Consider the following 26202-nt stretch of genomic DNA (forward strand, 5'->3'; position numbering starts at 1 on the left):
TAGGGCAACGCAAGGGGCTAGGCCCGCTCCTGGATGGCCTGGGCGGCCTCGAGCAGGGTGGAAAGGTCGGGGTGGCGCAGGATGTAGCCGTAGTTGCCGATAGCCCCCGCGAAGATGCCGCTGATGGGCTCGTGGTGCGCGATGAGATGGCCAAACTCAGCCAGCACCTGCTCGTGGCTGCGCTTGTAGGGGATGTGGTCCTTGCGGCCCACGTAGGCGGCGAAGTAGGGGTAGGTGGGCTTTTCCCTCACCCGGCCGTAGGTGAGGAGATGGGCCCACTCGCGGAAGATGTCCATGTCGTTGGCGTAGTTGAACATGTCCACCGTAAGCCCCCCTGGGGGGCGCAGGTTGACCTCCAGCGCCACCAGCGAGCCGTCCTCCAGGCGGAAAAACTCGAAGTGGAAGAAGCGCTCCCGCACCCCAAAGGCCTCCACCACCCTTCGCCCCGCCTCGCGCAGGTCTTCGGGAATCTGCCGCACCATGTAGTAGTAGAGGTCGGTGTCCTGGTTGACCGCTTCCATCACCCCTTTGGAGTACTCGAGCGAGCTGTCCAGCACAACGTTTCCATCCCGGTCGGTCAGGCCGTCGTAGGTGACGATGCGCCCCGGTACGAAGGCCTCTACGATGTAGTCCACCGGGGGCTTGCTGGCGATGTAGGCCTTGAGCTCCTCATCGTTGGTAATCTTGTAGGTTTTGGCTGCCCCCACCCCCACATCGGGCTTGGCTACCACGGGATAGCCCACCTCGTCCACAAAATCCTGCAGCTCAGCAGCGCTGCGGCAGATCCTCCCCGGGGCCACCCGCAGCCCGGCCTTCTGGAAGAGAGCCTTCATCACCGATTTGCGTTTTACCCGGTCCATGTCGGCTGGACGCAGGCCGGAGATGTTGAAGTCCTCGCGCAGCCGGGCCTCGGTCTCCAGCCAGTACTCGTTCAGCGAGTCGAGCCGGTCCAGCTTGCCGTAGCGGTGGGTGAAGTAGCCCAGCGCCCGCAAAAGCTCGTCGTAGTGGTGCAGGTCGGAGACCCGGTAGTACTCGGTAAGGGCCTGCCGCAGCTCGGGGCGCAGGTGCTCGTAAGGGGCGTCGGCCAGCCCCAGCACGTTGTGACCGAACTCGCGCAGCCGCGCGCAGAAGGGCCAGTAGTTGGGGGGAAAGTGGGGGGAAAGGAAGACCACGTTCACCGTCGTACCTCCAGGTCCTTGAATTGCCCCTAAGTATCCCCAAAGCCCTGTGCAAAGCGCAAGGTCCGCTTCCTTGCCAAAGGGCTGTGGGTTGGGTAGGGTATGGGGCATGAACCGATGGGCGAGGGCCGTGGGGGTGGCCCTGGTGCTCCTGGCCGAGGCGGTGGCCAGCGGGGTGGATATCGGTTTTTCGGTAAGCGGCGGGGGTGGTTTCATGGGGCATCTGGGGTTTTACCTGGAGGCTCGTCCGGTGGACCTCCGCAGCCAGTTGGTGGTAGGCGCACCGGGGGGGCTTTACTTGAGCGGGGAGGTGGTCTACCCCCTGCCCCTCTACCTTTGGTTGCGGCCCTACCTAGCCGGCGGGGTGGCGGTGGGCCTTGCCGCCTACACCGCTCCCGGCGAGCTACGCCTGCGTTTGGGCGAGCGGTGGTATGCCATGTTTTCGCTAGGGGTGCAGTTCCCCGAGCGGGGCTACCGACCCTACCTCGAGGTGAGCCAGGTGGTGGGCTCGGAGGGCTTTCAGCGTGTCACCGTGGGATTCATAGCCGAGCTGAGGTAGGGCATGCCGGGCTATGCCCCTCCCCGTCCCCTGGTGGTGCTGCACCGGGGGCAAAGCCGCTGGTATTCGCCCCTCCTAGCGGCCAGCCTCAACCACCATCTTCCCCTTTTCCTCTACACCGCCGAAGTCGGGTCTGGCCTCGAGGCCGCCCTGGGGGGCCTGGGGCCGCTGGGCCTGGCCGGGGCGGTGATCGAACCCCCCACCCTGCAGGCCGAGGCTGCGGGCCTGCTGGCCCATCTCGAGCCCGAGGCCGCCCAGGCCCGCAGGGTGGACCTGGTCCTTCCTGAGCGTACCGGCTGCCGGGGATTTTACCAGGAGCCGCTGGCCCTGGCCCGGCTGGTGCGGCGGTATGCCTTGGGGGAAAAGGCCCTCTGGCTGGGGCCTTTTCGGCCCGAGCTGGCCCTAGGCCTCAGGGGGCTCGGCCAGGTCTCCTTGCTCTGCGAGAGCTTCGCCCAGGGGGAGGCCTTTTTGAGGCAGCTTCCAGCGCCCCAGCGGGGGGTGGCGGTGGTGGGCGGGGCCCAGGCCGAGGCCGCCGCCCGCCACGCCGACCTGCTCATCTACGCAGGGGGCCCCCTGCCCCTGTTCCTGCTCCAGCCCTACCACCGCCTGCTGGCCCTTCAGGCCGCCCCAGCCGAGGCTTTGCGCCATATAGGTGAGTATCTGCCCCCGGAGGAGTGGCACCGCTTCTATCTTTCGGCTCTGCTCGAGCCCCTGGGCCACGCCCTGCCCCCCGAGGCCTTCTTGCTATAGGGCTAGTCGGCGGCCTGGGTCTTAGGTCTCTGGCGCGGTTCTTTCTTCAGGAAGAAGAGGAGGCCCAGCGCGAAGGGGATGAGGGGCATCCACAGGCTCGGGTAGGGGTAGAAGAGGGCCAGCGACAACACCCCCATCGCCCAGCTTTCCCAACGGCGCAGGGTGCGGCGGGTGTAGCCCACCGTGGCCGCGGCCAGGAAGACGATGGCTGCTGCGGTGAAGAAGAAGCGCTCGAGGATGATGAGCCAGCCCTCCAATCCCGGCACATTCTGCAAGACCGGCAGGACCAAAAGACCCGTCCCGGTGAAGGAGAGCAGGAAAAAGAAGCCGATGATGTACTTGGCCAGGGCCACCCGCGCGGCGTAGACCCCAGTCAGGATGGGGTTGGTCTTGAAGACCGAGGCGGCGGCGTAGCCCGAAAGGGCCACCGGAGGGGTCACGTCGGCCAGCACCGCGTAGTAGAAGAGGAACATGTGGGTGGCCAGGGTGGCGGCCAGGACGGCCTGCTGCTGTTCTAGCCCATACCCCTGGAAGTTGGCCGCGGCGATCTTGATGATCGCAGGGGCGGTAAGCGAGGCGGTGAGTACGTAGGTGGCGGTGGGCGGCACCCCCATCCCCAGGATTAGGCTGAAGACGGCGGTGACCAGCGTGGCCAGGAGCAGGCTTTCCCCCGAGACCTGCCCCAGGAAGATGGAGAACTTGGCGGGCAGGCCGGTGATCACCATCATGCCGAAGATCAGGTTGGCCGCTACGATCGCTGTGCCGATGGGGATGAGCTGGCGGAAACCATCAACCAAGCCTTGCGCGATTGGCCTCAGCGCTTCCCGGAGCTGGCCGCTGGCAGCAGCGGGGTAAAAGAAGGTCCCCACCAGGAGGCCCAGCACCGCCAGGGTTGCCGGCAGCACCGGCACATTGCCCAGGTTCCAGCCCAAAAGCAAAGGCAGCAGCGCCCCTCCAGCCGCCAGCCCAATCCCCAGGGGCAGCCCCAGGCGGTAGGCCGGGCTTCGCATGGCCTCGCTCAGGGCCGGTGGGCGCAGGGTGGGGTCGATGTAGCAGAGGACTACGAAGGCCAGCGAGGCCAGGTAGACCGCGGTGGAGACCTCGCTGCCCAAGAAGAGCATGGCCACAATCAGGAGAATGGGTATGAAGATGGTGCTGTAGCGCAGGGCATAGCGCCGGCCCAGGCCGATGTCGGCCCCCACGGGGGGCAGCTTGGCCTTGCGGGTGTAGAACTCGTTGAAGGTGAGGATACCCAGAAGGTACAGGAGCATGGGCCCCAGGGCCATCACCACCACCCACAGGTAGCTGATTTGCAGGATCTCCACCATCACGAAGGCGATGCTGCCCAGGACCGGGGGGGTGATGAGCGCGATGGTGCCCGCGGTGGCCACCAGGCCCGCGGCGGTCATCCGCTCGTAGCCCGCTTTTTCATAGAGGGGCTTGGTCAGGGTAGCCACGAACTGGGTGTCCGCGGCCCCCGAGCCGCTGAACATGCCCATGAAGACCGAGGCGATTCCGGTCACCCGGCCTGGGGTTTGGGGGGTGCGGCCCACCAGCGAGAGGGCGATGTTGGCCACCACCTTGCCCAGTCCCAGTGCCCCGATCAGCCCTGAGAGGATGGTGAAGTAGACGATGTATTTGGCCGAAACCCCGGTGATAAGGCCGTATATACCGGCCTCGGTTTCGTTGTAGGCCTTGCCCAGGATTAGGTCGATGCCGTTCCTGGCTCCCTGGAAGGTGCCGGGCACGTAGTGGCCGTACATGTTGTAGGTGAGGAAAATGAGCACCAAAGAGGGCATCACCGGACCCAAGAGCCGGGCCACCAGCCCCAGCACCAGGACGATTACGGTGAAGGACATGGTGATGTCCCAGGGGGCCGGAATCACCGCCCGATAGACCAGCTCCTCGTAGTAGCGCACCTGGTAGGCCCAGGGGGCAATGGCCAGGAGGGCCGCGGCCACGTCGGCCCTGCGGCGCAGGCTGGGCAGCAGGACCGGCAGCACCGCCAGAGCCCAGGCCAGGGTGGCCACCAGCTTGTTGACGAGGGGAATGCTCACCCCTGGGGCATTGGGTACCCAGAAGGTATAGAGAAAGGGCAGGGTGAGGAGGGCAAAGACCCAGCTACCTGGGGTGCGCCGGCCGGCGGGCAGGCGGGAGGTGATAAGGTAGCCCGCCACCAATAGCAAGAGCACGTGGGTGGCCCGGCGTAGCTGCACCTGGTCCAGGACATCTATGTTGAACCGGCTCAGCGGGGTGAAGGGATGAAGCACCAGGTATAGGCTGAAGAGCGAGCCCAGAAGCAGGATAAACCAGATAACCCGGTCCATCCGGGTGCGGCCCGCGGAGTCTTGGGGTAGTTCCATACAGCCTCCTTCGATTTGCGCGATTATACTTTTTGAGCGGCTATAGCTTCAAAAAAGCTCCCCCACCGGGTGGGGGAGCGGCTTGGGGGGTCAGGTTACCGGATGGCCCCCACCTCGCGCAGGTAGCGCACAGCTCCGGGGTGGAAGGGGATGATCATCCGCTGGTTGTAGAGGTCCACCGTGTTTTTGAGGGTGGTATCCCGGGCCGCGGGGGTGGCCGTTACCAGGGTCTGCAGGTTGCTGAAGACCGCTTTCATGATGGCCTCGGCCAGTTCCTCGGGCATGGAGGCTGGGCAGAGGAAGACGTTGCCGGTGAAGAGGGCGAAGACGTCTTTCTTGGTGCCGTAGACCGATTTGGGGAGCACCCCGGTGGTGATCACGCCGGGGAACTCCTTGAGCAGAAGCTGGGCGGTGGGGCCGCTGCGGGGCGAGTCCACCAGCTTGATCTGGTCGCCCTTGCGGGCCAGGCTCTGGGCCAGCTCGACCACGCTCGAGGTTGGCACCCCACCCACCCAGAAGTAGGCGTCGATGGTGCCCTCGGCCAGGGCCTTGGCCGACTCGGCGGCCGGCAGGCGCTCGCGCTTGGCGAACTCGCGCACGTCCACCCCGGCCCCTCTCAGGACCAAGAGGGCCAGGTTCTCGGTGGAGGAGCCCGGCTGACCGGTGGAGACCCGCTTGCCCCGCAGGTCACCCACAAAGTTGATCCCCGATTTCTCGGTGGTCACGATGTGGATGAGGCTCGGATACATGTAGAACATGATGCGCTGCATGTCGGCCTTGCGCTGGGCAAAGCGAGGCTCCTCGCCGGTGTAGGTGACCAGCGCCGAGTCGGTGGTGGCCAGGGCGCAGTAGTAGGTGTTGCTGCGGGGGTCGGTACGGTCGCGCAGCAGGAGCAGGTTGTCGTACGAACCACCCGTTTGCTGGGCGGTGGCATCGGCTACGCCTGCTTCGCTAAGAATCTTTGCGATAGCCTGGCCGTAAAAGAAGAACACCCCACCCGTGCTCCCGGTGGGGATCACCACCCGGGGGCGCGACTGGGCCACAGCGGCCCCTAGAACCAGCACCAAAGCGAGCACCACAAGTCTCCACAGTTTCATCTGGACAACCTCCCAGCACTGAAAGCCCCCATCGCTGACCTGCTGCGATGCGGGATTATCTTTCGGTCCTAGATAGTCTCAAGAATTCCAGACCTAGTGTCAAGGGGTGGTAAGCCCAGACTGACCGAAGGGTCAGTCTGGGGGTATGATGGAGGGGTGCTGGCGCTCGCCCTTCTGCGCGACCCCCGCTACCGTACCTACTGGCTGGCTTTGTTCCTCTCCCAAATGGGTACCTGGATGCAGGCAGCGACCCAGGGCTGGCTGGTGCTCGAGCTCACCGGGAGCGCCGAGCGGCTCGGGCTGGTGGTGGCCCTGCAGTTTCTGCCCTCGCTTTTGTTCTCGCTGCCGGCAGGGGTGCTTTCCGACCGTTACAGCCGGCGCAACCTGCTCTTGCTGACCCAGGGCGGCATGGCCCTGCTGGCCCTGGGCATGTTTGTCCTGATTGCAACCGGGTGGGTGCGCTACCCCCATGTGCTGGTATTTGCCTTCATGTACGGGCTTTTCAACGCCATGGACCTGCCCGTGCGGCAGGCCTACACAGTCGAGCTGGCCGGGCGCGAGCGCTATCCCGGGGCCATCGCCCTCAACTCCTTCGGCTTCAACGCTTCGCGCCTTCTAGGCCCGGCCCTGGCTGGGCTTTTGATCGCGGGGCTGGGTCTCGCCTGGAGCTATTTGGCCAATGCCCTCTCTTTTCTTCCCCTGCTCTGGGTGCTCTTTGTAAACCCGGCCCGGCCGGTGCGACGCGCCCCTGGGGGGATGGTGGCCGATGCCCTGGAGGGGCTGCGCTTCGTCTGGAAGGAGCCTTTGGTGCGGCAGGTGGTGGTCCTGGTTGGGCTCACCAGCCTTTTGGGCATGAACTTTCAGACCATTGTTCCGGCCTACGCGCGGCTCGAGCTGGGCCTCAATGCCCAGGGCTTCGGTTTCCTGATGTCGGCGGTGGGGCTAGGCTCGATTCTGGCTGCCCTAATCCAGGCCATCACCTCCAGGGCCCGCCCCTTGCGGGCGGTGCTGGGGGGTGCGCTTTTGGGCCTGGCCCTCCTAGCCCTGGGCCTGCCCCTGCCCCCTGGCTGGGCGGCCTTCTTTTTCGGGCTGGCGGGCCTGGGGATGATTACCACCCTCATCAACGCCAACACCACTGTCCAGCTCCTGGCCCCAGACCGCATCCGGGGCCGGGTGATGGCCATTTACTCCATGGTGCTTTTAGGTACCGGGCCGCTGGGCGCCTACTTTTCGGGCCTCCTCATCGATGTCTGGGGGGCCCGGGCCGGGGTGGCGGTGCTGGGGGGGCTGACGCTGGCCGCGGCCCTTTGGATGATTCGCTTTCCCTGGCCGAGGGTGCTCGCTCCTGCTGCTTCCCTTTCCAAGCTCCAGACCGCCTCCGACTAGTGCAGGGCCCATGGGCCCGGTATGCTGACGGGGTGGAGGTTTTGTCGGCCCTCGAGGCCCGCTTTGGCCTGCGCCTCACCCCTTTGGTGGGGGGTGCGGAGGCGCGCACCTTTGCCGGGGATGGGCTGGTCTTCAAAATCTACCCTCCGGAGGCCTCTGCCCAGCCCGGGGGCATCCTGGCTGCGCGACTGGAAGCTTTGAACATGACCAAGGCCGGGTTAGGGGACTGGGTGGTGGAGGCCTTTGCTATGGGGCAGCACGGGGTGCTGGTCACCCGGCGCTACCCCGGGGCCAACTTCACCCCCGAGGCCTGCACCCAGGCGGCCTTGGATGAGCTGGCCAGTTTTTTTGTGCGCCTGCACGCCATTGCCGAGCCGGGGGTGGTGAGCCGGGCCCGCCTGGAGGAGCGGCTTGGGCAGTTCGGCCGCACCCTGCACGACCTGCCCGAGGCCCAGCGGTTGGTGCGCTGGCTTTGGCCGCATATCGAGGAGGTGGCCGGAACCCCCCAGGCCTTCTGCCATCGCGATCCCCATGCGGGCAACATCCTCCTCAGGCACCCCGAAGCCCAGGGGGTGCCGGCGGCTTTATTGGTGGACTGGGTGCGGGCCCAGCCCGACGACCCGGCCCGCGACCTGGCCATCCTGACCACAGGAACCCTGGACCTCCTCGGGGAAGAGAGGGCCCGCGCCGTGCTGCGACAGGTGGTCTGCAGCTACCCCGAGCCGCTTCCCCTGTGGCGCCGCCTGCGCTTCTGGGTGCCCCTCACCTATTTGCACGACATCCACTGGTTTCGCACCAAGAACCCCTCCGGCTTCGCGGCGGCGGTGTCCGAGAAGCTGCCTAGGGCCCTTAGGTTCTACCAGGAGTTCGAGCCCAGGCCCTTCTAGCAAAAAAGCGCCACTGGGGTGGCGCTTTTGGTGGGCGATGTAGGATTTGAACCTACGACCCCACGCGTGTGAAGCGTGTGCTCTCCCGCTGAGCTAATCGCCCGGGGCCTGCTGTAGGCAGAAGTAAGGGTAGCACCCGCTTGGGGCGGTGTCAAGCTATGATGGGCGGCATGCAGGCCTTGCTGGTAAAAATTGGGGGCAGCCTGAGGGAGGCGGGGGCCATACTAGACGAACTTTGCGCCTACCCGGGGCCCTTGGTGTTGGTGCATGGTGGGGGACCCCGGATTGGGGCCTGGCTGGAGCGGCTGGGTTTTGAGAGCCGCTTCCACCAGGGGCTGCGGGTTACCCCCCCTGAGCAGATGGAGGTGGTGGAGATGGTGCTCACCGCCCTGGGCAAGGAGCTGGCCGAAGGGCTTTCGCGCCGGGGTCGGGCTGCGGTGGCCCTCTCGGGCCGGGACGCTTTGCTGCTGCAGGCGCAGGTGCTGGACCCGGCTTTGGGCCGGGTGGGCGAGGTTCGGGCGGTCAACGTGGACCTGCTCGCGCAGATGCTTCGGGCTGGACTCACCCCTTTGGTGGCCCCTATCGGACTGGACGACGCCGGCCCCCTCAACATCAATGCCGACACGGCGGCGGGGGCCATCGCCGGGGCCCTGGGGCTGCCGGCCCTTTTCCTGACCGACGTGGTGGGGGTGCTGCGCGACCCCCAGGACCCCACCAGCCGTCTGGCGCTGCTAAGGCGGGAGGAGGCCGAGGCCCTGATTGGGGCGGGGGTCATCCACGGGGGGATGGTGCCCAAGGTGGGGGCAGCGCTCCACGCGCTGGCCCGGGGGGCTCCCTGGGCCACCATTGCCCGTGGAGAGCCGGGGGTGCTGCGGGGGGTGCTCGAGGGCCACCTGGGCACCCGGTTGGTGGGCTAGCGGCGGGGCTGGCTCAGGAGCTCGCCCATCCGCCGGCGGACGGCCTCGAGCTGCGCCGGGTCCTTGGCCCAGTCGCGCATGCTGCGGGCCATCTCCTCGGCGGCGGTGCCCAGCCGCAGGTGCAGCCCCCGCTCGCGCAGCAGCCGCAGGTACTCGTAGTCCTCCACCCCATCCCGCACCCACTTGGCCCGGATGGAGGGCACCACCCGGTCGGGCCATCCCACGGCCTGGCCGGGGTAGAACCATAGGCCGTCTCCGTTGTAGACCTTTCCGGCGTCGAAGTAGCGCACGTCGGTCCAGGGGTCCTGGCCGCGGTCCAGATCGTAGTAGTCGGCGGCCCAGGCCAGGATGCCGCTAAAGCCTAGGTTGTAGGCCAAAAATCCGCTGGAAATGCGCCAGTTGAGGGGGCTGTAGTCTAAAAGCCACTGGGGGGCGTAGGGGGTCTTGGGGTTGAGCAGGGCGGTGTAGTACCAGAAGCTGCTGCCCCGGCGTCGGGCTTCTTCCCAGAGCCCGCTGCGCCGCGCTTCCTCGTACATCTCGGCGTTGAGGGCAAAGATATCGACCAGAGGCCTTCCGCTTCCGTCGTCCAGAAGCTCGGGCCTGGGGTATAGGGTGCTCAGGTGCAGCACCCCTGCGGCCCGCAGGTTTGCAGCCCAGGAGCGAATCTCGGCGAGGAGGTTTTGGGGGCAGACGTCGAGCTCGTCGAAGGTGAAGTTGTAGATGGGCACGCCAACCTGGCGGGCAGCCTTGGCCCGGGCCAGCTCGCTTACCGAAGGGGGCGGTTTGGCCCGGCAGGTGTGGGCGTTGGCCCCGCTCCAGAAGCCCAGGTCTATGCTGTTTAGGCCGTAGTCGCGCGCCAGCTCGGCCACCTCCTCAGCCTCGAGCCGCCCCGGCATCAACCGGTGCAAAAGGAGCTCCTTTCGGGCAGCCTTGGTTTTGGTATGCCAAAGGGGCACGAAGGAGAGGAGGCTGGGGCGCAGGGGGAGCTCGAAGTTCCACACGGTGAGGGTAAGCTGCCCCTCCAGGCTGCCGTTGCGCGCTATGACGCGGTAAGTACCCCGGTAGACGCCTGGGGCTGCCTCGCGCGGTACCCGGATGTCAACCCAGAAGGACTGGTTGCGCCCAGGGCTCACGTCCACCGGAACAGCCCGGAAGCGCCCCCCCGGGGCCTCGAAGGGGATGAGCGCGTCGGGGTACCAGCCCGGGCCTTGCGAGCGGTTGGTGGGGTCCAGGCTGGGGCTGGGCTCGCGCACCTCGACGTAGTGGGCTCGGTAGAGGCTCAGGTGCTCCTTCCCAATCACCCCTCCGGGGCCCCGCAGCTCGGAGACCTCCAGCCGGGCCTCCTTGATGCCCTTGGGCCCTGTGAGCACCACCTGGAACGACTCCACCTCGCCCCGGGCGGCGAACAGCTCGAGCGGCCGCAGCGGCCTCGGGGGGTCTTCCGGGCGGACGCGCTCCAGGGAACCCGCGGTCCAGATTTGCAAAGGCCCCCCGGGGTCGATTTCCACCACCGGGGCCGGGCAGGCCGCGAGCAGCCCCCCGAGTAGAAAAAGCGCCCATCGCCGCATCCCCCTAAGTTTAGCCAGGCAGGCCCGGAGGAGCGGTCTTTGGGTCGTTTCCGGGACCGTTATGCCCCGCTACGCCTAGCCCCCGATGCCCACCATCACCCGCTCGCGCAAGGTGGGCAGGGTATTGCCGAAGGCCGGTTTGCGGTCGGTGGCGATGAGAATGGCGTCCACCAGGGCCTCGACGGGGTTGGGGGCGGCGAAGGCCCAGGCGATGTCCATCTCCAGCTCGGTCAGGAGGCAGGGGCGGAGCTTTTTGTCGGCGGTGAGGCGGAGGCGGGAGCACTTGGAGCAGAAGGGCTCGCTCACCGGGTTGATGAAGCCCACCCGGCCCACGGCCCCGGGAATGCGGTAGACCCGGGCCGGGGCGGTGGGGTCGTGTTCCACGGGCTCCAGGGGGCCGAAGTGGGCCTCGAGGCGGGCGCGGGTCTCGGCCCCGGGCACAAAGCGGGCGCGGTAGAGCTCGGGGTTGGAGTTGTCCAGGTGCATGTACTCTAGAAAGCGCACCTCGAGGGGGTGGTGGAGCGAGAGGGTGGCCAGGGGGATGACCTCCTCCTCGTTCATGCCGCGGATCATCACCGCGTTGACCTTGACCGGGTGCAGTCCCAGCTCCCAGGCCGTCTCGATGGCCTCCCAGACCCGCTCCACCTGGCCGCCCCGGGTCATGCGCCGGAAGACCTCGGGGGTCACCGCGTCCATCGAGAGGTTGATGCGCCTGAGCCCGGCGGCCACCAGTTCCCTGGCCTTGCGCTTGAAGAGGAGGCCGTTGGTGGTGATGGCGATATCGGGGATGCCCAGCTCGGCCGCCACCGCAATCATCTGGGGAAGCTCCTTGCGCACCAAAGGTTCGCCGCCGGTGAAGCGCACCGACTCCAGCCCCAGCATCTGCATGGCCTGGAGGAAGTGGCGGACGTCCTCCACCCCCAGGCTGCCCGGGGGCTCGGCCTGTTCGTAGCCCAAAGGATGGCAGTAGAGGCAGTGCAGGTTGCAGCGCGGCGTGACCGAGATGCGCAGGTCTTTGATGAGGCGGCCGTAGCGGTCGATGAGTTTCACCCTGACCCCCGTGTTGCACATTCTAGCAACACGGGCCCTTGGGGCCTAGGGGGGCCTTTGGCTTAAGCGAGGGTCAATTGCCTACGTCTCCCCGCTGCTCTTAGCCTGTAAGTATGGGCGAGCAGAGGCGGGTTGGCCTGGCGCTGGGCGGGGGAGGGGCGCGGGGGTACGCCCATATTGGGGTCATGCGGGTGCTGGAGCGGGAGGGCCTTCGCCCTGCTGCCATCGCCGGCACCAGCATGGGGAGCCTGATGGGGGCGGTCTTTGCTGCGGGGCACAGGGCCGATGAGGTGCAGGAGCTTCTTTCCCGCACCTCGTTTTGGCGCTTTTTGGACCTCAACCCCTTTGACGATATGCTCAACTTCAGCGAGCTGGTGCGCTTTCTGGAGCCCCTTATTCCGCGCCGGATCGAGGACTTCCCCATTCCCTTGGGCATCACCGCCACCGACCTCATCACCGGGACCGAGGTGTACTTCTGCCGGGGGGATGTTTTCCAGGCCATCCGGGCCTCCATCGCCTACCCAGGGGCCATCAACCCAATCTGGGTAGACCACCAGCTTCTGGCCGATGGGGGAATCCTGAACCAGATTCCCGTGGACCTGGTGCGCTTCCTGGGGGCTGAGCGGGTGATTGCGGTGGACGTGACCCCGTTGCAGGTTTTGCGCGAGCAGCCGCAGAAGAAGAGCTGGTGGGCGCAGATTTTCCGCCGGGGTATGGAGGCCAATCCGGTGCAGAACGTCTACCGGGCGGTGGAGATCATGCAGATCCGCCTGGCCGAGGTAAAGCTGGCGGTGGCCCGGCCCGACCTGGTTCTGCGCCCCAAGCTCGAGGGCATCGGGCTTTTCAGCTTCCAGCAGCTCGAGCAGGCCATCAAGGACGGCGAGGCTGCGGCCGAGGCGGCGCTGGAGGCCATCCGCGAGCTGATTCAGGCCGAGGAGCCCTGAACCAACGGACGACTCAGGCCGAAGCGCTCCAGGGTACGGAACAGGAGGGCGCGGGCCTCCTCGTCGTCGGCGTAATTCACGCTATCGCTCGAGATGACCAGCACCGGTGAGAGGTCGTAGGTCGCTATCCAGGCCTCATAGAGCTGGTTCAAGGAGGCCAGGTAGGCCTCTGGGATGGCCTGCTCAAAGGCCCGTCCCCGCCGGGCGATGTGGGCCTTTAGGGTCTCGGTCGAGGCCCGCAGATAGATGAGCAGGTCGGGCTTGCGCAGGGCCGGGGCAATCCCCTCGAAAAGAGCCCGGTAGGTCTGCCAGTCGCGCTCGGAGAGGTGGCCCTGGAGCCGGAGGTTTTGCGCGAAGATGAAGGCATCCTCGTAGATGGTGCGGTCCTGCACCACGTGCTGGGCCGGGTTGATCTGTTCCAGGTGTTGCCTGAGCCGCTGGGCCAGGAAGAAGACCTGGGAGTGGAAGGCGAAGCGCCCCATATCGGCGTAGAAGTCGGCCAGGTAAGGGTTCTCGTCCACCGCCTCGTAGACCGGCAAGAGCCCGTAGTGTTCGGCCAGAAGCCGGGTCAGGGTGGACTTCCCAGCGCCGATGTTGCCTGCGATGGCGATGTACATAAGACCGCCCAACTGCGCTGCTTTCAGCTTTACCCGTTCCCAACCCTTTGGCAACCCAGCCGCCGGCGGACCTCCTCCACGATCCAGTCTTGAGCGGCCTTGTCCTCAGCGAAGTTGAGCTCCTGGGTCTCCAGCACCCAAAGGGGGTGGGGGTAGGTGGCGAAGTGCTGCTCGTAGAAGGTCTGCAAGCGCTCGAGGTAGGCAGCCTCGAGCCGCCGCTCAAAGACCCGGCCCCGCTGGCGGATGCGCGCCAGAAGGGTGGGCAGCGGGGCCTTGAGGTAGAGGGTCAGGTCGGGCACGGGAAGCTTGGGGGAGAGGCTTCGGTAGAGCTCCTGGTAAAGCGCCCACTCCTCCCCAGAGAGGTTCATAGCAGCGAAGATGGCGTCTTTGTCGAAGAGGTAGTCGGCCACCACCCCGTGGCTGAAGAGGCCTGGCTGGGCCAGGGGGAGGAGCTGTTTGTAGCGCGATAGCAGGAAGAAGACCTGCGCCTTGAAGGCGTAGCGCGGGGGGTCCTGGTAGAAGAGGGGTAAAAAGGGGTTTTCCTCCACCACCTCGAGCAGGCAGTCGGCTGCCAGCCGCTCGGCCAGCAAGCGGGCCAGGGTGGTCTTGCCCACCCCAATCACGCCCTCGATGGCGATGTACACAGAGCCTCCGGCTGGGCCGCTAACGGCGGGCGATCATGGTCACCGTAACCTCCATGCGCCGCCCGTTGCGCCATATGGTGAGATTGACCCGGTCGCCAGGGCGGAAGCGGGCGATGATCTGGGTGACCTCGCTGGCGTTGCGCACGGTGCGTCCCCCCACCGCCAGGATGATGTCCCCCAGGCTCACCAGCTTGCCGCGCGGGTCGCGCTGGGCGGGCCGCAGGCCGGCCCGGGCCGCGGGGCCGCCGGGCTGCACCTTCTCGATCATGGCCCCGCGGGTGGAGAGCAGCCCCACCCGGCCCAGCAGGAGGGGGTCCAGCTCGTCCAGGTCCAGAAGGGTGGCCCCCAGGTTGCCGCGTTGGGGCACCCCAAAGCGCTCGAGGTCGCTCACGCTCTGGCGCACCAGGTCAACCGGGATGGCCACCCCCACCCCCCCCACCCCGCTCAGGTCGCCCAAAGTGGCGTTGGCCACCCCCACCACCCGCCCCTGCAGGTCCAGCACCGGACCGCCGGAGTTGCCCTGCACGATGCGGGCGTCGGTGAAGAGCAAATCGCCTATTTCCGAGCCCACCTCGGGGTCGAGGTCGTTTTTTTCCGCTGCGGTGGGCCCGATGCCGGCCAGGATGCCATAGGAGGCCAGGTTGCGCTGGCCGAATGGGCTGCCGATGACTATGAGCCCCATGCCCACTTGCAGGTTTTGCGAGCTGCCAAAGGAGAGCAGGGCTGGCGCGGTGACCCCCTGCACGCTCAGGATGGCGATATCGATGCCCTTGTCCACCGCGAAAACCTGGGCGGGAAAGGTGCGCCCATCGAAGAGTTCAACGGTAATGTCCCGCAGATCCTGGATGACGTGGTAGTTGGTAACGATTCGGCTAGGGGCATAAAAAAAGCCGGAGCCGTTGGTGGGGCCCTCGCTGCCGGTCTGGGGGTCGCGCAGGATGCCGGTCACCTTGACCACGGCGGGCAGGGCCCGGCGGATCACCTCCGCCCGGGCCACCTCCTCAGGGGTAGTCAGGCGGGGGGCCTGGGCCAGGGCCAAGGCAAGAGCCCAAACGAGTAGAACGAGCGAGCGCATATCGGCAAACCGCACCCATTCTCATATGGGCCGGATGAGTAATCAATAGTGGGCTGTGTTTAGGTAAGGCCCCTGCCTTCCGCTTCCAGCCGGGCCAGTAGCCCCTGGCAGAGCCTTCGGGGGAGCAGAGGACCTTGGTAGACAAAGCCGGTGTAGATCTGCACCAGGCAGGCCCCCTGTTCCAGGCGTTCCCAGACGTCTTCGGGGCTGAAGATGCCTCCCACCGAGACGATGGGCAGCCGGCCCTGGAGCCGCTTGTGCAGGTAGCGCAGCACCTCGAGGGCGCGCCGGGCCAGAGGCCGGCCCGAGAGCCCCCCTTCCTCGGCCAGGGGAAGCCCCTCGCGCTGCACGGTGGTGTTGGTGGCGATGAGGCCGGCAAGACCGTAGCGCTCGCTTAGCTCGAGGATGTCGTCCAGCTCGGCCCAGGTGAGGTCGGGGGCCAGTTTGAGCAAAAGGGGCTTGCGCCCTTGCAAATACCCTGTGAGGGCCTGAAGTAGGGCCTCGAGCCGCTCTTTTTCCTGCAGGGCCCTCAGGCCTGGGGTGTTGGGGGAGCTGACGTTGAGGACGAAGTAGTCGCCATAGGGCAGCAAAAGGGAGAGGCTTTTCAGGTAGTCCTCGGCGGCTTTTTCTAAGGGTGTGGCCCGGGACTTCCCCAGGTTAATGCCAAGGGGCACAGGAAGGGGGCCGTGGGCCTGCCAGGCGGCGAGCCGTCTGGCCACCGCCTCGGCCCCCTCGTTGTTGAAGCCCATGCGGTTGATGAGGGCCTCGGCCTCGGGCAGCCGGAACAGGCGGGGCTTGGGGTTGCCCGGCTGGGGAAGGGCGGTGATGGAGCCGATCTCCACGAAGCCAAACCCCAAAGCCGGCCAGGCCCGCAGGGCCAGGGCGTTTTTGTCGAAGCCGGCGGCCAGCCCGATGGGGTTGGGAAAGCGCAGGCCGAAGGCCCTCACCTCGAGCCGTGGGTCATCTAGCCGGAGCAAGCGCTGGAGCAGCCCCAAAAGAGGCCCCCGCCGCGCCAGCCAGGCCAGCCCCCCCATCGCCCGGTCGTGGATGGTCTCGGGGTCTTGGCGGAAGAGCCAGGGCTTGAGGCGCTCGTACACGAGGCCTCAGCATAGCACCCGCTAGCGGTAGCGGGCCAGCAGGTTTTTGGCGATGATGAGCTTGAGCACCTCGCTGGTGCCCTCCCCAATCCGGGTCAGGCGGGCGTCGCGCCAGTAGCGCTCCACCGGGTAGTCCTTGGTGTAGCCGTAGCCGCCCAGGATCTGGATGGCCTCGTCGCAGGCCCGCACGGCCACCTCCGAGGCGAAGAGCTTGGCCTGGGCCGCGGCGTGGCCGTAGGGCCGGCCCGCATCGCGCAGCTCGGCGGCCCGGAGGTAGAGCAGCCGGGCTGCCTCGAGCTCGGTCTCCATCTCCGCCAGCTTGTGGGAGACCGCCTGAAACTCGGCGATGGGCCGGCCGAACTGCCTGCGTTCTAGCGCATAGCGAGCGGCAAAATCCAGCGCGGCCCGTCCAAGCCCCACGGCCATGGCGGCAATCCCAATTCGCCCCCCCTCCAGCACCCGCATCACATCGTAGAAGGCCTTGCCCCGTTCGCCCAGCAAGGCCTCCTTGGGCAGCCGCAGGTCCTCGAAGATGAGCTGGGCTGTGTCCGAGGCGTTGAGACCCAGCTTCTTCTCCTTGCGCCCCACCCGCAGGCCCTCGCGGGGGGCGGAAAAGGCGAAGGCCGAGAGCCCCAGGTGCTTTTTCTCGGGGCTGGGGGCCGGGTCGGTGCGGGCGTTGATCACGTACACCCCGGCCACCGAGCCCTGGGTGATGAACTGCTTGCTGCCGTTGAGCACGAAGCCCTCCGGCGTCTCCTCGGCGCGGGTGCGCAAGGAGGCCGCATCCGAGCCGCTTTCAGGCTCGGTCAGGCCCCAGGCCCCCAGCACCTCCCCTGCAGCCAGCCTGGGCAGGAGGCTCTCTTTTTGCTGCTCGTTGCCCGCCAGCAGTATATGGCCCACGCACAGGCTGTTGTGCGAGGCCACTGTGAGGGCCAGCGAACCGTCTACGGCAGCGATTTCCTCCACCATGCGGGCGAAAGTGCGGGTAGAGAGGCCAGCCCCTCCGTAAGCCTCGGGCACCTGGGCCCCCATAACCCCCAGGTGCCCCAGCCGGCGTACCAGGTCGAAGGGGAATTGGCCGCTTTCATCCCGCTCGGCGGCGGTGGGGGCCACCTCAGCCTGCAGGAATTCGCGCAGAGTGCCAATGATCTGGCGCTCCTCACGGTCGGGTTCGAACCAAAGCTCCCGGGGCCGTTCGGCAATCATGCGTTTTTCCTCCCAAAGCAAGTGTATCACTTTTTTTCCTGGGTGATGTAAATGCGTAACAAAATTGCCGCGCCTCCTCGCCTGGGGGGAAGGGAGTGGTATAGTGAGGGCATCGTGAATCCCCCACAGGGAGTTCGCGCAGCCTCGGAGGTTTAATGGAGTTGCAAGCAGGAGCAGTGGTAGAAGGTCGGGTGACCCGGATTACCGATTTCGGGGCCTTTGTGGAGCTCCCTGGTGGGGAGTCGGGGCTGGTGCACATCTCCCAGATTGCCCATGAGTTCGTGCGCAACGTTCGCGACCATCTGCAGGAAGGGGATGTGGTCTCGGTGCTGGTGCTGGGCCGGGACGAGAAGGGCCGCCTCGACCTATCCATCAAGGAGCTGACCCCAGCACCAGCAGAACCCCCCCGGCCCAAGCGCCTGCCGCGCCAGGCGCCCGAGTTTGAGAACAAGCTCAAGAGCTTTTTGCGCAGCTCCGGTGGGGCGGGCGGAGGAAGGAAGGCGGGTGGCCGCGGAGGGCGCAGGCGCCGCTAGGGCTCAGGCCTCATCGAGGCTCATGCCCATGATGCTGTAGCCCGCGTCCACGTACACCGTCTGGCCGGTGGTGCCGCTGGCCAGAGGGGAGAGTAGGTAAAGCCCCAGGTTGCCCACCTCCTCGTGGGTGATCATGCGCCCAAGGGGGGCAACAGCGCCGTACCTGGCCGTCATCTTGCGGAAGCCGGGGATGCTCATGGCGGCCACCGTGCGCACCGCTCCTGCGCTGATGGCGTTGACCCGGACGTTTTTCTTGCCAAGCTCGTAGGCCAGGTAGCGCACGCTGGCCTCGAGGGCTGCCTTGGCGATGCCCATCACGTTGTAGCGGGGCACCACCTTCTCCGCGGCGTAGTAGGTGAGGGTGACCAGGCTGCCCCCTTCCCGCAGCAAGGGCTCTGCCTCACGCGCCACCGCGACCAGCGAGTAGGCCGATACCTGCAGGGCCGTGTTCCAGTCGGCGGCGGTGGTCTCGATGAAGCGCCCTTCCATGGCGGCCCGGGGGGCGAAGGCGATGGCGTGCACCACGTAGTCGAGCCCACCCCACACCTGGGCCAGGTCGGTAAACATAGCCTTGAGCGCGGCCTCGTCGGTGACGTCCACCTGGTATAGACGGCGGTGGGGCTGGTCGGCGGTGAGCTTCTCCAGCTTCTCCCTAAGGCGCTCGCTTTGGTAGCTGTAGGCCACCTCTGCCCCAGCGGCGTGCAGCTTTTGGGCGATGGCCCAGCCCAGGCTGTGCTCGTTGGTCACGCCCATGACCAGGGCCTTCTTGCCGGATAGGTCGATGGCAACCATGACCCTTGTATCTTACCGGTTGGCCTCGAGGCTCTGCACCGCTTTCTCGGCAAAAGAGCTCTGCAGCGCAGGACATTCCTCCTCTTTACAAGCTTTGTCAGTCAAATGAAACTGGGTAAAGGAGGGGGTTATGCAAACGCTGGAAGGGGTGCGGACGGTGGGCATCCAGTGCGAGTGGGTTCCCGGCACCATGGACCGGGTTTGGGTACACCTGCCCGAGGGCGATGTGCAGGTCTCGCTGGAGCAGCTCCAGAGAATTGCTGGGACGGACGCGGTGCACGAGCTTTACCTGAAGGGCCTGGTGCTGCTCCCCTCAGAGTACCTCGAGTCCTTCACCCGGCTCTATTGACGGAATGCCCGGGCCGTGCTACCTTTGGGTGTCCCCCTAAAACCTACGGGTTTCGGTCGGACGTTGGGAGTAGTGGATGAACAAGGGTACGGTCAAGTGGTTTAACGCGGAAAAGGGCTACGGTTTTATTGCGCAGGACAACGGCCCGGATGTGTTCGTGCATTTTACGGCCATCCAGGGGCAGGGCTACAGGACCCTGCACGAGGGCGACCGGGTCGAGTTCGAGATTGAGCCGGGCCGCAACGGCAAGGGCCCCCAGGCCAAGAACGTGCGCCTGGCCTAGCCGGGTGTGGCTTGCAAGGCCCCCCGAACTGGGGGGCCTTCTTCAGGTCTGAAGAGCGGCACCTGCGCGGGTGCGCCCGCATCTTCAAAGCCCACCTGCCCCGCTGCGTTTTCAAACCGCTTGCTGCCTTGGGCTTTTGGGCCCACGGGGTTGGTGGTCAGCGGAAACCCCCTCCTCCACCTCTATCGCGACCAGCGCAGCCTAGTCTAGCCCACCACCGGCGGCTGGATGAGCTGGTTTGACGGAACTGGTGGGGCCCGGCGTAGTCTGGGGACGTATGCGCATTTTGGTTGCCAACGACGACGGGATATTCTCTCCCGGTATCAAGGCCCTGGCCTTTGCCCTGCGCGAGTTGGGGGAGGTCAGGGTGGTGGCCCCCGATGTGGAGCAGTCTGGGGTGGGGCACAGCATCACCTTTCGCCGGCCGCTGCGCTTCAAGCACACCGCTGCAGCGGGCTTCGGCGAGATTCCAGCCTATCGCGTGGACGGTACCCCAGCGGACTGCGTGGTGCTGGGAAGCCAGCTTTTGGGCCGGCCGGATGTGGTGGTCTCGGGTATCAACATAGGGGTCAACATGGGCCTTGACCTGACCCATTCGGGCACGGTGGCCGCAGCGCTGGAGGGCACTTCGCTGGGCATTCCCTCCATCGCTTTCAGCCTGGACGCCTCAGGGGAGGAGCTGCGTTTCGAGGAGGCGGCCCGTTACGCGGTGCCACTGGTGCGCTGGGTGCTGGAGCACGGGCTGCCGCCCAAGACCCTGCTCAACGTGAACTTCCCTAACCGTACGCCCCTGGGGCTGCGCATCACCCGGCTTTCCACCCACCGCTACGAGGACCAGGTGGTGGCGCGCACCGACCCCGAGGGGCGGCCCTATTACTGGTTGGCCGGTCAGCCCACCGCCGAGATGGAGGAGGGGACCGACTTTTGGGCGGTGCAGCAGGGCTACATATCGGTGACCCCCATCACCCTGGACTACACCGACTACGCCTTTGCCGCCTTGCTCGAGGGCCGGCTCACCCTGGAGGGGCTGTGCTCAGGCTAGCTGGGGGTAGGGTGCGGGGGCCCGCCGAAGCGATACGCTGAAGACCGAGCCCTGGCCCAGCTCGCTTTCCACCCAGACGCTGCCCCCATGGGCCTCCACAATCGAGCGCACGATGGCCAGGCCCAGCCCGCTGCCTCCGCGCTCGCGGTCGCGCGCCTTGTCTACCCGGTAGAAGCGCTCGAAGAGGTGGGGAAGGTGTTCCTTAGGGATGCCCTCGCCGTTGTCCTCCACCCGGAGCACCACCCGTTCTGCCAGGTCGTGCGCCACCAGCCGTATCCGGGTGGCCCGGGCCTTTATGGCGTTGGAGACCAGGTTGGCCAGCACCTGGTGCAGCCGCTCGGCGTCGCCCAGCACCCACAGATTCTCCGGAACCTCCACCTCGATCTGCCCCTCGAAGCTCTTGCTGTACTCCTCCTCGATTTCGTAGAGGACGGTGGGCAGGTGCACCGCCCCCAGCTCCACCCGCCAGCCCCCCCCGGTCTTGGAGAGCTCGAGCAGGTCCCCCACCAGCTTTTGCATCCGCTCAGCCTCCCGCTTGATGATCTCCAGGCTCTCCTTCTGCTGCTCGGAGACCTGGGTGCGCCGGAGGAGGTAGTTGATGTGGCCCAGAATGGCGGTAATGGGGGTGCGCAGCTCGTGGGAAGCGTCGGCCAGAAAGCGGCCCTGGGTTTCCCAGGCGGCCTCGAGCCGGGCGAGCATCCGGTTCAGCGACTTCACCAGCGAGGCCACCTCGTCGTGGCCTACCGGCTCGGGCAGCTTTTCCGGCTTGGTGCTCACCTGCTCGGCCTTTCGGGCCACCCATGCCAGGGGCTCCAGGGTCTGGCGCACCAGCCGAAAAGCCAGGACGCCGCCAAAAATGGTGACCAGCAGGGCGGTGACGAGGTAGGTGCGGGCAAAGTCGGTCAGAATGCTCTGGAGGCCCTCGGTAGATTTGGCCACCAGCAGGATGACCAACTGGGGGCCTTGGGAAATACCGGCGATCTCGGTTTGTAGCCGCTCGACCCGCGCCCGCAAGGGTATCTGGCTGCCGTCGGGGCGGGCGAGGGAAGTCTCGGTGTAGACCCCGCCGGAGCGCAGCACCTCCTCCAGGCTGCTTTCCGAGAGGTTCAGGCTGGCCTCGCCCAGGGCCAGCGACTTGGCGATGGGGATGGCTGCCCCTTGCAGGATGTCGCTGGCGGTGGGGTTGGGAAAGGGCACCCAGAGGGCCTGGCCGTAGACCGTAAGCGGGAGGCCCTCCAGGTTGCCCTGCTCGCGGATTTGGCGCTGTGCAGCCTGCGCGCTTTCCATGAGCTCGCGCCGCAGGTTTTCGTAGAGGGTGAACTGCAGGGTGCCGTAGACTGAGGCCCCGATGAGGGCCTGCGACAGGGCGAGAACCAGCAGGAGGAGGGAGGTGATGCGGGTGCGGAGGGTCATCTATCTGAATGATACGCGGGCTTCTGGTAGCCTTGGGCAGGATGGCGGTGCTGCTCGCGCTGTGGCTGGACTGGCGCTTCGGCGAGCCCCCGACTGCCTTGCACCCGGTGGTCTGGATGGGCCGCTACCTGGGGTGGGTGGGGCGGGGGTTGACGCGCCTTCCTCCGCGCTCTGCCTTTGCGCTGGGGGCAGTGTACTGGTGCCTGGGGGCGGGGCTTTTTGCGGGGGCCTATGGCCTTATGGCCTGGGGGTTAGGCTTCTTACCCGGGTGGCTCGAGCCCCTTTTAGCAGCCTTTTTCCTGAAGCCGCTCTTCGCCTTCCGCATGCTTTTGGACGAAGCCTGGGCGGTGGAGGCTGCGCTGGGCGAGGGCCTGGAGGCCGGGCGGGCCCGCCTGCGCCACCTGGTCAGCCGCAACACCGCTGAGCTTTCTGAGAGCGAGGTGCGGGAGGGTCTTCTGGAGTCGGCGGCTGAGAACCTCTCGGACTCGGTGGTGGCCCCCCTCTTCTGGTTTGTGCTGCTGGGCCTGCCCGGGGCGGCCCTCTACCGCTTCGCCAACACCGCCGACGCCATGTGGGGGTATATGGGGGCCTGGGCCTGGGCGGGTCGGTGGGCGGCCCGGGCCGACGACCTGCTGAACTGGGTCCCAGCCCGGCTGACCGCCGGACTCCTCTGGCTCGGGGTGCGGGGCCCCACCTGGCGGGACCTGGCCCGCGAAGCCCGCAAGACCCCTTCCCCCAACGCGGGCTGGCCCATGGCCGCGCTGGCCCTGGCCTTGGGCCTGCGCCTGGGCAAGCCTGGGGTGTACGTCCTAAACCCCCGGGGCCGGCCCCCCGGACAGGCCGAGGTGGCCGCCGGGCTGGCCCGGGTGGCCCGCGCTGGCTGGCTGGGTGCTGTGCTCCTGGCCGGAATAGAAGCCTGGCGCCATTTTTTGTAGCCTCTCTAACCTGAGACTTAGGCGATGATTGACGATGTTCTGAAGCCCATCCACGGCGGGACCGACAGCGGCCCCCCGCCCCGTTACGATTTCTCCACCAATGCCAACGGCCTGGGGCCCAACCCTCACGCCCTGCGGGCCATTCAGCAGGCCGACCCCAGCCGCTACCCCGACCCCCTTTACACCGCCACCCATGCCGCCTTGGCCTGCCACCACGGGGTGGCCCCTGAGCAGGTGGCGGTGGGTGGGGGCACCAGCGAGCTCATCCACCGGCTGACCCGGCTGCGCTACCTGCGGGGGCCCATGCTGATCCTACCCCCCACCTTCTCGGAGTACGCCCGCGCGGCCCAGCCCGCCGAGCTGCCCTTGCTCAAGGCCGAGGACGGTTCCCAGTTTCTGCGGCTTTTGCCCCAGGCCACCCTGGCCTTCCTGTGCGTGCCCAACAACCCCACCGGGGAGGTCTACGACTTTCTCTTCGAGGCGGCCGAGATAGCCGACCAGCGGCAGGTGGTGCTGGTGCTCGACCTGGCCTACTACGCCCTCTGCCAAAACCCCCCGCCCCTTCCCCCCACGGCCTGGCGGCTATACAGCCCCAACAAGGCCCACGGCCTGACCGGGGTGCGGGCTGGCTACCTGGTGGCGCCGCAGGACCTCACCTATTTCCGCCACATAGCCCCCTCCTGGGTGCTGGGGGTGCACGGGGAGGCCTTCTTGCGGGCAGCGCTCGAGCCCCCCTCCCAGGCCTGGTTGGCCGAGACCCGGCAGAGGCTCTGGCAGCTCCGGGCCGAGCTGGCCCAGGGTTTGCGCGCGCTGGGCCTCGAGGTCCAGGAAAGCCCGGCCAACTTCCTTCTGGTCCGGGTGGGGCAGGCCACCCAGGTGGCCCTGGCCCTCAGGGCCCGGGGCCTGCGGGTGCGCGACTGCACCAGCTTTGGTCTGCCCGAGTGGCTGCGCCTTTCAGCTCAGGTGCCGGAGGCCCAGCAGGCCCTGCTGGAGGCTTTGGCAGAGGTGCTTTAGGCGCCGGCCCCGGGCTGCTGCCGGTTTTCGCCGGGCTGGACGGGGGGCATCACCGGTTCGGGCAGCAAAAGGTAGCGCAGCACCTCGCCCACATCCTCCACCAGCTTGATCTCTAGCCCTTCCAGCACCTCCTTGGGCAACTCCTGGAGCTGGGGTTCGTTGTCCTTGGGCAGCACCACCTTGTGAATACCAGCCTGGTGGGCGGCCAGAAGTTTTTCCTTGACCCCCCCAATCGGCAGCACCTTGCCCCTCAGGCTCACCTCGCCGGTCATGGCCACGTCCATGCGGGCCGGGCGGCGGGTGAGGGCGCTGGCGATGGCGGTGGCCATGGTGATCCCCGCGCTGGGGCCATCCTTGGGGGTGGCCCCGTCGGGCACGTGCACGTGCAGGTCGTATTTGCTGTGGAACTCCTCGGGCAGGCCCCACTCGGCGCTGTGGGCCCGGAGGTAGGTGAGGGCGGCCTGGGCCGACTCCTTCATCACCTCGCCAAGCTGCCCGGTGAGGTTGAGTTTTCCACTGCCCGGTACCGCGGCCACCTCGATGGTGAGGAGGGTGCCGCCCACCGGCGTCCAGGCCAGGCCCTGGGCGGTGCCCACCTGGGGTTCGGTCTCGGCCCTGTCGGGGCGGAAACGGGGGATGCCCAGGTAGGCGGGTAGGTCAGGGGCGTCCACCGTCCGCACCCCTTCCCAGGCGCCCTCCAGCCAAAGCTTGGCCCCTTTGCGGGCAATCTTGCCCAGCTCGCGCTCCAGCCCCCGCACCCCGGCCTCCCGGGTGTACTCGGTGATGACCCGCATGATTGCGGCGTCGGTCACCTCCATTTTCCCCTCCATGCCCGACTCCTTGCGCTGCTTGGGCCAGAGGTACTGCCGCGCGATGGCTTGTTTTTCCAGGTTGGTGTAGCCGGGAATCTCGATGACCTCCATGCGGTCTAGGAGGGGCCGCGGGATGGTTTGGAGGTTGTTGGCGGTGGTGATGAAGAAGACCCGCGAGAGGTCGTAGGGCACGTCCAGGTAGTGGTCGGTGAAGGTGTTGTTCTGCTCGGGGTCCAGCACCTCGAGCATGGCGCTCGCAGGGTCGCCCCGCCAGTCGGAGCTCATCTTATCGATTTCGTCGAGCAGGATAACCGGGTTCACCACTCCGACCTGCTTCATGGCGTGGATGATCTTGCCCGGCATGGCCCCGATGTAGGTGCGGCGGTGCCCCCTTATCTCGGCCTCGTCGCGCACCCCGCCCAGGCTGATGCGGTGGAATTTGCGGTTCATGCTGCGGGCAATGCTCCGGCCCAGCGAGGTCTTGCCCACCCCGGGCGGCCCCACCAGCAGCAGGATGGGGGCGCGGTTGCGCACCTCCTGGCCCTGGGTGAGCTGGCGCACCGCCAGGTACTCCAGGATGCGCTCTTTGACGTCCTTGAGCCCGTAGTGGTCCTCGTCCAGGATGGCCCGGGTGTGGTTGATGTCCAGCACCTCGGGGTCGGCCTTGGTCCAGGGAACCTCGGTGAGCCAGTCGAGGTAGGTGCGGGCCACGGTGGCCTCGGGGCTGCCCTGTTGCATGCGCTCGAGCCGGTCCAGCTCCTTCAAGGCCTTGGCCTTGACCGCCTCGGGCATCCCCACCTCTTCGATTTTCTTGCGCAGGGCCTCCAGGTCGTTGTAGGCATCCTCTCCGCCCAGCTCCTTCTGGATGGCCTTCATTTGCTCGCGCAGGTAGTACTCGCGCTGGTTGGTGTCCATCTGCTCCTTGACCCGCTGGGCCACCCGCTTGTCGAGCTCAAAGCGCTCGAGGTCGCGGGTCAGGAGGGCGAGTACCCGCCGGAGCCGGGCTTCTAGGTCCAGCAGCTCCAGAATCTCCTGCTTTTCGGCCACCGTCCAGGTGGCGTGGTAGGCGATGGTGTCGGCCAGAACAGCCGGGTCGGTGGTGGCCCGCACGGCCTCGAGCTGGTAGCGGTCGAGCCTGAGGGATTTGTGGTTGGCCACGTACTTGTCGAAGGCGTCCTTGATCTCTTCTACCAGCACCCGGGTCACGGTTTCATCCGTGGTGAAGAGCTCGGCGTGGATCTCGCCTCGAGCCCTCAGATAGGGGCCTGGGATGTAGTCCTTGACCTCGGCCCGGGCCCGGGCCTCCACCATGACCTGCAGGGTGCCGTCGGGCAGGCGCATGGCCTGCTTGACCACGGCCTGTACGCCCCAATGGTAGAGGTCGCCTGGGGTGGGGTCGTCCACCTCCGGGTCACGCTGGGTCACCAGGAAGATGAGCCGATCCGCCCCCATGGCTTCTTCTACGGCGCGCTTGCTTTTAGCCCGCCCCACGTCCACCGGGGTGGTGGTATGGGGCAGGATGACCGTGTTGCGAAGAGGAATGACTGGTAGTTCTAGGCGCATAGGCTATTCATCTCCTGGGTTCCGCCTGGGGGGTGCATCGCTCGCTCGGCGGGTAGGAGCGATATGTACTTTAGATTTTACCGGGCCATGACCCTGGGATAGGGCCAAATCTTACACTTAATCTAGTT

General features: G+C 66.7%; 25 protein-coding genes and 1 tRNA gene. 12 read left to right on the forward strand and 14 right to left on the reverse strand.

What is annotated here, in order from left to right:
* Positions 1-17: 17 nt before the first annotated feature.
* Positions 18-1178 carry an acetyl-CoA carboxylase biotin carboxylase subunit family protein gene (locus DV704_RS02880; RefSeq protein ID WP_114798070.1) on the reverse strand — a complete coding sequence of 387 codons (1161 nt, stop codon included), beginning with the start codon at positions 1176-1178 and terminating at the stop codon, positions 18-20.
* 109 nt (positions 1179-1287) lie between these two features.
* On the opposite strand from DV704_RS02880, the gene DV704_RS02885 reads away from it, so the two are divergent.
* Complete coding sequence (locus DV704_RS02885) at positions 1288-1737, forward strand: hypothetical protein (RefSeq protein ID WP_114798071.1); 450 nt, start codon at positions 1288-1290, stop codon at positions 1735-1737.
* A gap of 3 nt (positions 1738-1740) precedes the next feature.
* Positions 1741-2487, forward strand: coding sequence for a hypothetical protein (locus tag DV704_RS02890; protein ID WP_114798072.1), 747 nt, complete (start codon positions 1741-1743; stop codon positions 2485-2487).
* Between the two features lie 2 nt (positions 2488-2489).
* Here DV704_RS02890 and DV704_RS02895 read toward each other — a convergent pair whose 3' ends face one another.
* Both DV704_RS02895 and DV704_RS02900 read right to left on the reverse strand, forming a co-directional pair.
* Positions 2490-4850, reverse strand: coding sequence for a TRAP transporter fused permease subunit (locus DV704_RS02895; protein WP_114798073.1), 2361 nt, complete (start codon positions 4848-4850; stop codon positions 2490-2492).
* A 95-nt stretch (positions 4851-4945) separates the two neighbouring features.
* Positions 4946-5947: a TAXI family TRAP transporter solute-binding subunit gene (locus tag DV704_RS02900; protein WP_114798074.1), complete on the reverse strand. Its 1002-nt coding sequence runs from the start codon at positions 5945-5947 to the stop codon at positions 4946-4948.
* Positions 5948-6103: 156 nt separating this feature from the next.
* On the opposite strand from DV704_RS02900, the gene DV704_RS02905 reads away from it, so the two are divergent.
* The gene (locus DV704_RS02905; protein ID WP_114798075.1) at positions 6104-7333 is read left to right on the forward strand and encodes an MFS transporter; all 1230 of its coding nucleotides are present in this window, start codon (positions 6104-6106) and stop codon (positions 7331-7333) included.
* 32 nt (positions 7334-7365) lie between these two features.
* Entirely contained in the window at positions 7366-8220 is an 855-nt protein-coding gene (locus DV704_RS02910; protein ID WP_114798076.1) for a phosphotransferase family protein, read from the forward strand.
* A 28-nt stretch (positions 8221-8248) separates the two neighbouring features.
* Here DV704_RS02910 and DV704_RS02915 read toward each other — a convergent pair.
* Positions 8249-8323: transfer RNA gene (locus DV704_RS02915), tRNA-Val, on the reverse strand.
* A 67-nt stretch (positions 8324-8390) separates the two neighbouring features.
* Between DV704_RS02915 and argB the strand changes: the two genes are divergently transcribed.
* A complete protein-coding gene (gene argB / locus DV704_RS02920) occupies positions 8391-9137 on the forward strand; it encodes an acetylglutamate kinase (protein WP_233498222.1) in 747 nt (248 codons plus the stop codon).
* Here argB and DV704_RS02925 read toward each other — a convergent pair.
* Positions 9134-10705: a DUF4091 domain-containing protein gene (locus DV704_RS02925; RefSeq protein WP_114798078.1), complete on the reverse strand. Its 1572-nt coding sequence runs from the start codon at positions 10703-10705 to the stop codon at positions 9134-9136. The genes argB and DV704_RS02925 overlap by 4 nt on opposite strands.
* 75 nt (positions 10706-10780) lie before the next feature.
* On the reverse strand, positions 10781-11776 hold the full coding sequence (gene moaA, locus DV704_RS02930) for a GTP 3',8-cyclase MoaA (RefSeq protein WP_369910868.1): 996 nt from the start codon (positions 11774-11776) through the stop codon (positions 10781-10783).
* 92 nt (positions 11777-11868) lie between these two features.
* On the opposite strand from moaA, the gene DV704_RS02935 reads away from it, so the two are divergent.
* Positions 11869-12699, forward strand: a complete 831-nt coding sequence (locus tag DV704_RS02935) for a patatin-like phospholipase family protein (RefSeq protein ID WP_114798080.1) — start codon at positions 11869-11871, stop codon at positions 12697-12699.
* On the opposite strand, the gene DV704_RS02940 is transcribed toward DV704_RS02935, so the two are convergent.
* From DV704_RS02940 to DV704_RS02960, 5 genes are read right to left on the reverse strand one after another with little or no spacing between them, the layout of a single operon-like run.
* Positions 12681-13316, reverse strand: coding sequence for a deoxynucleoside kinase (locus tag DV704_RS02940; RefSeq protein WP_114798081.1), 636 nt, complete (start codon positions 13314-13316; stop codon positions 12681-12683). The genes DV704_RS02935 and DV704_RS02940 overlap by 19 nt on opposite strands.
* A 29-nt stretch (positions 13317-13345) precedes the next feature.
* Positions 13346-13960: a deoxynucleoside kinase gene (locus DV704_RS02945; RefSeq protein ID WP_114798082.1), complete on the reverse strand. Its 615-nt coding sequence runs from the start codon at positions 13958-13960 to the stop codon at positions 13346-13348.
* A 19-nt stretch (positions 13961-13979) separates the two neighbouring features.
* Positions 13980-15035 carry a S1C family serine protease gene (locus DV704_RS02950; protein WP_114798083.1) on the reverse strand — a complete coding sequence of 352 codons (1056 nt, stop codon included), beginning with the start codon at positions 15033-15035 and terminating at the stop codon, positions 13980-13982.
* 59 nt (positions 15036-15094) lie between these two features.
* Positions 15095-16132, reverse strand: a complete 1038-nt coding sequence (locus DV704_RS02955; RefSeq protein WP_114798084.1) for a quinone-dependent dihydroorotate dehydrogenase — start codon at positions 16130-16132, stop codon at positions 15095-15097.
* A 21-nt stretch (positions 16133-16153) separates the two neighbouring features.
* The gene (locus DV704_RS02960) at positions 16154-17338 is read right to left on the reverse strand and encodes an acyl-CoA dehydrogenase family protein (RefSeq protein ID WP_114798413.1); all 1185 of its coding nucleotides are present in this window, start codon (positions 17336-17338) and stop codon (positions 16154-16156) included.
* A 155-nt stretch (positions 17339-17493) separates the two neighbouring features.
* Here DV704_RS02960 and DV704_RS02965 point away from each other — a divergent pair, with 155 nt between their 5' ends.
* Positions 17494-17871, forward strand: coding sequence for a S1 RNA-binding domain-containing protein (locus DV704_RS02965; protein ID WP_114798085.1), 378 nt, complete (start codon positions 17494-17496; stop codon positions 17869-17871).
* Between the two features lie 3 nt (positions 17872-17874).
* Here the strand turns inward: DV704_RS02965 and DV704_RS02970 are convergent, their stop codons facing one another.
* A complete protein-coding gene (locus tag DV704_RS02970; RefSeq protein ID WP_114798086.1) occupies positions 17875-18663 on the reverse strand; it encodes an enoyl-ACP reductase in 789 nt (262 codons plus the stop codon).
* A gap of 130 nt (positions 18664-18793) precedes the next feature.
* Here DV704_RS02970 and DV704_RS02975 point away from each other — a divergent pair, with 130 nt between their 5' ends.
* From DV704_RS02975 to surE, 3 genes are all read left to right on the forward strand, one after another.
* Positions 18794-19012, forward strand: a complete 219-nt coding sequence (locus DV704_RS02975; protein ID WP_114798087.1) for a hypothetical protein — start codon at positions 18794-18796, stop codon at positions 19010-19012.
* Positions 19013-19088: 76 nt separating this feature from the next.
* Positions 19089-19295 (forward strand): cold-shock protein, encoded by a 207-nt coding sequence (locus DV704_RS02980; protein WP_114798088.1) that lies wholly within the window; start codon positions 19089-19091, stop codon positions 19293-19295.
* A gap of 277 nt (positions 19296-19572) precedes the next feature.
* Positions 19573-20337, forward strand: coding sequence for a 5'/3'-nucleotidase SurE (gene surE, locus DV704_RS02985; RefSeq protein WP_114798089.1), 765 nt, complete (start codon positions 19573-19575; stop codon positions 20335-20337).
* Here surE and DV704_RS02990 read toward each other — a convergent pair.
* Positions 20329-21750 (reverse strand): cell wall metabolism sensor histidine kinase WalK, encoded by a 1422-nt coding sequence (locus DV704_RS02990; protein WP_114798090.1) that lies wholly within the window; start codon positions 21748-21750, stop codon positions 20329-20331. The two genes, surE and DV704_RS02990, sit on opposite strands and share 9 nt — an antisense overlap.
* 41 nt (positions 21751-21791) lie before the next feature.
* Here DV704_RS02990 and cbiB point away from each other — a divergent pair, with 41 nt between their 5' ends.
* Complete coding sequence (cbiB, locus tag DV704_RS02995) at positions 21792-22685, forward strand: adenosylcobinamide-phosphate synthase CbiB (RefSeq protein WP_114798091.1); 894 nt, start codon at positions 21792-21794, stop codon at positions 22683-22685.
* Between the two features lie 24 nt (positions 22686-22709).
* The gene (locus DV704_RS03000; RefSeq protein ID WP_114798092.1) at positions 22710-23699 is read left to right on the forward strand and encodes a histidinol-phosphate transaminase; all 990 of its coding nucleotides are present in this window, start codon (positions 22710-22712) and stop codon (positions 23697-23699) included.
* On the opposite strand, the gene lon is transcribed toward DV704_RS03000, so the two are convergent.
* Positions 23696-26074: an endopeptidase La gene (gene lon, locus DV704_RS03005; protein WP_114798093.1), complete on the reverse strand. Its 2379-nt coding sequence runs from the start codon at positions 26072-26074 to the stop codon at positions 23696-23698. The genes DV704_RS03000 and lon overlap by 4 nt on opposite strands.
* Positions 26075-26202 lie beyond the last annotated feature (128 nt).

This window comes from Meiothermus sp. QL-1, assembly GCF_003351145.1.
GTDB lineage: Bacteria > Deinococcota > Deinococci > Deinococcales > Thermaceae > Meiothermus.

Excerpts from the sequence above, each read along its gene's own strand:
- DV704_RS02960 (WP_114798413.1), bottom strand. The coding sequence starts at position 17,338 with ATGATTGCCGAACGGCCCCGGGAGCTTTGGTTCGAACCCGACCGTGAG.
- DV704_RS02980 (WP_114798088.1), top strand. The coding sequence starts at position 19,089 with ATGAACAAGGGTACGGTCAAGTGGTTTAACGCGGAAAAGGGCTACGGT.
- DV704_RS02925 (WP_114798078.1), bottom strand. The coding sequence starts at position 10,705 with ATGCGGCGATGGGCGCTTTTTCTACTCGGGGGGCTGCTCGCGGCCTGC.
- lon (WP_114798093.1), bottom strand. The coding sequence starts at position 26,074 with ATGCGCCTAGAACTACCAGTCATTCCTCTTCGCAACACGGTCATCCTG.
- cbiB (WP_114798091.1), top strand. The coding sequence starts at position 21,792 with ATGGCGGTGCTGCTCGCGCTGTGGCTGGACTGGCGCTTCGGCGAGCCC.
- DV704_RS02950 (WP_114798083.1), bottom strand. The coding sequence starts at position 15,035 with ATGCGCTCGCTCGTTCTACTCGTTTGGGCTCTTGCCTTGGCCCTGGCC.
- DV704_RS02885 (WP_114798071.1), top strand. The coding sequence starts at position 1,288 with ATGAACCGATGGGCGAGGGCCGTGGGGGTGGCCCTGGTGCTCCTGGCC.
- DV704_RS02975 (WP_114798087.1), top strand. The coding sequence starts at position 18,794 with ATGCAAACGCTGGAAGGGGTGCGGACGGTGGGCATCCAGTGCGAGTGG.
- DV704_RS02890 (WP_114798072.1), top strand. The coding sequence starts at position 1,741 with ATGCCGGGCTATGCCCCTCCCCGTCCCCTGGTGGTGCTGCACCGGGGG.
- DV704_RS02940 (WP_114798081.1), bottom strand. The coding sequence starts at position 13,316 with ATGTACATCGCCATCGCAGGCAACATCGGCGCTGGGAAGTCCACCCTG.
- DV704_RS02935 (WP_114798080.1), top strand. The coding sequence starts at position 11,869 with ATGGGCGAGCAGAGGCGGGTTGGCCTGGCGCTGGGCGGGGGAGGGGCG.
- DV704_RS02900 (WP_114798074.1), bottom strand. The coding sequence starts at position 5,947 with ATGAAACTGTGGAGACTTGTGGTGCTCGCTTTGGTGCTGGTTCTAGGG.
- DV704_RS02895 (WP_114798073.1), bottom strand. The coding sequence starts at position 4,850 with ATGGAACTACCCCAAGACTCCGCGGGCCGCACCCGGATGGACCGGGTT.
- DV704_RS02990 (WP_114798090.1), bottom strand. The coding sequence starts at position 21,750 with ATGACCCTCCGCACCCGCATCACCTCCCTCCTCCTGCTGGTTCTCGCC.
- DV704_RS02970 (WP_114798086.1), bottom strand. The coding sequence starts at position 18,663 with ATGGTTGCCATCGACCTATCCGGCAAGAAGGCCCTGGTCATGGGCGTG.
- surE (WP_114798089.1), top strand. The coding sequence starts at position 19,573 with ATGCGCATTTTGGTTGCCAACGACGACGGGATATTCTCTCCCGGTATC.
- argB (WP_233498222.1), top strand. The coding sequence starts at position 8,391 with ATGCAGGCCTTGCTGGTAAAAATTGGGGGCAGCCTGAGGGAGGCGGGG.
- DV704_RS02965 (WP_114798085.1), top strand. The coding sequence starts at position 17,494 with ATGGAGTTGCAAGCAGGAGCAGTGGTAGAAGGTCGGGTGACCCGGATT.
- DV704_RS03000 (WP_114798092.1), top strand. The coding sequence starts at position 22,710 with ATGATTGACGATGTTCTGAAGCCCATCCACGGCGGGACCGACAGCGGC.
- moaA (WP_369910868.1), bottom strand. The coding sequence starts at position 11,776 with ATGTGCAACACGGGGGTCAGGGTGAAACTCATCGACCGCTACGGCCGC.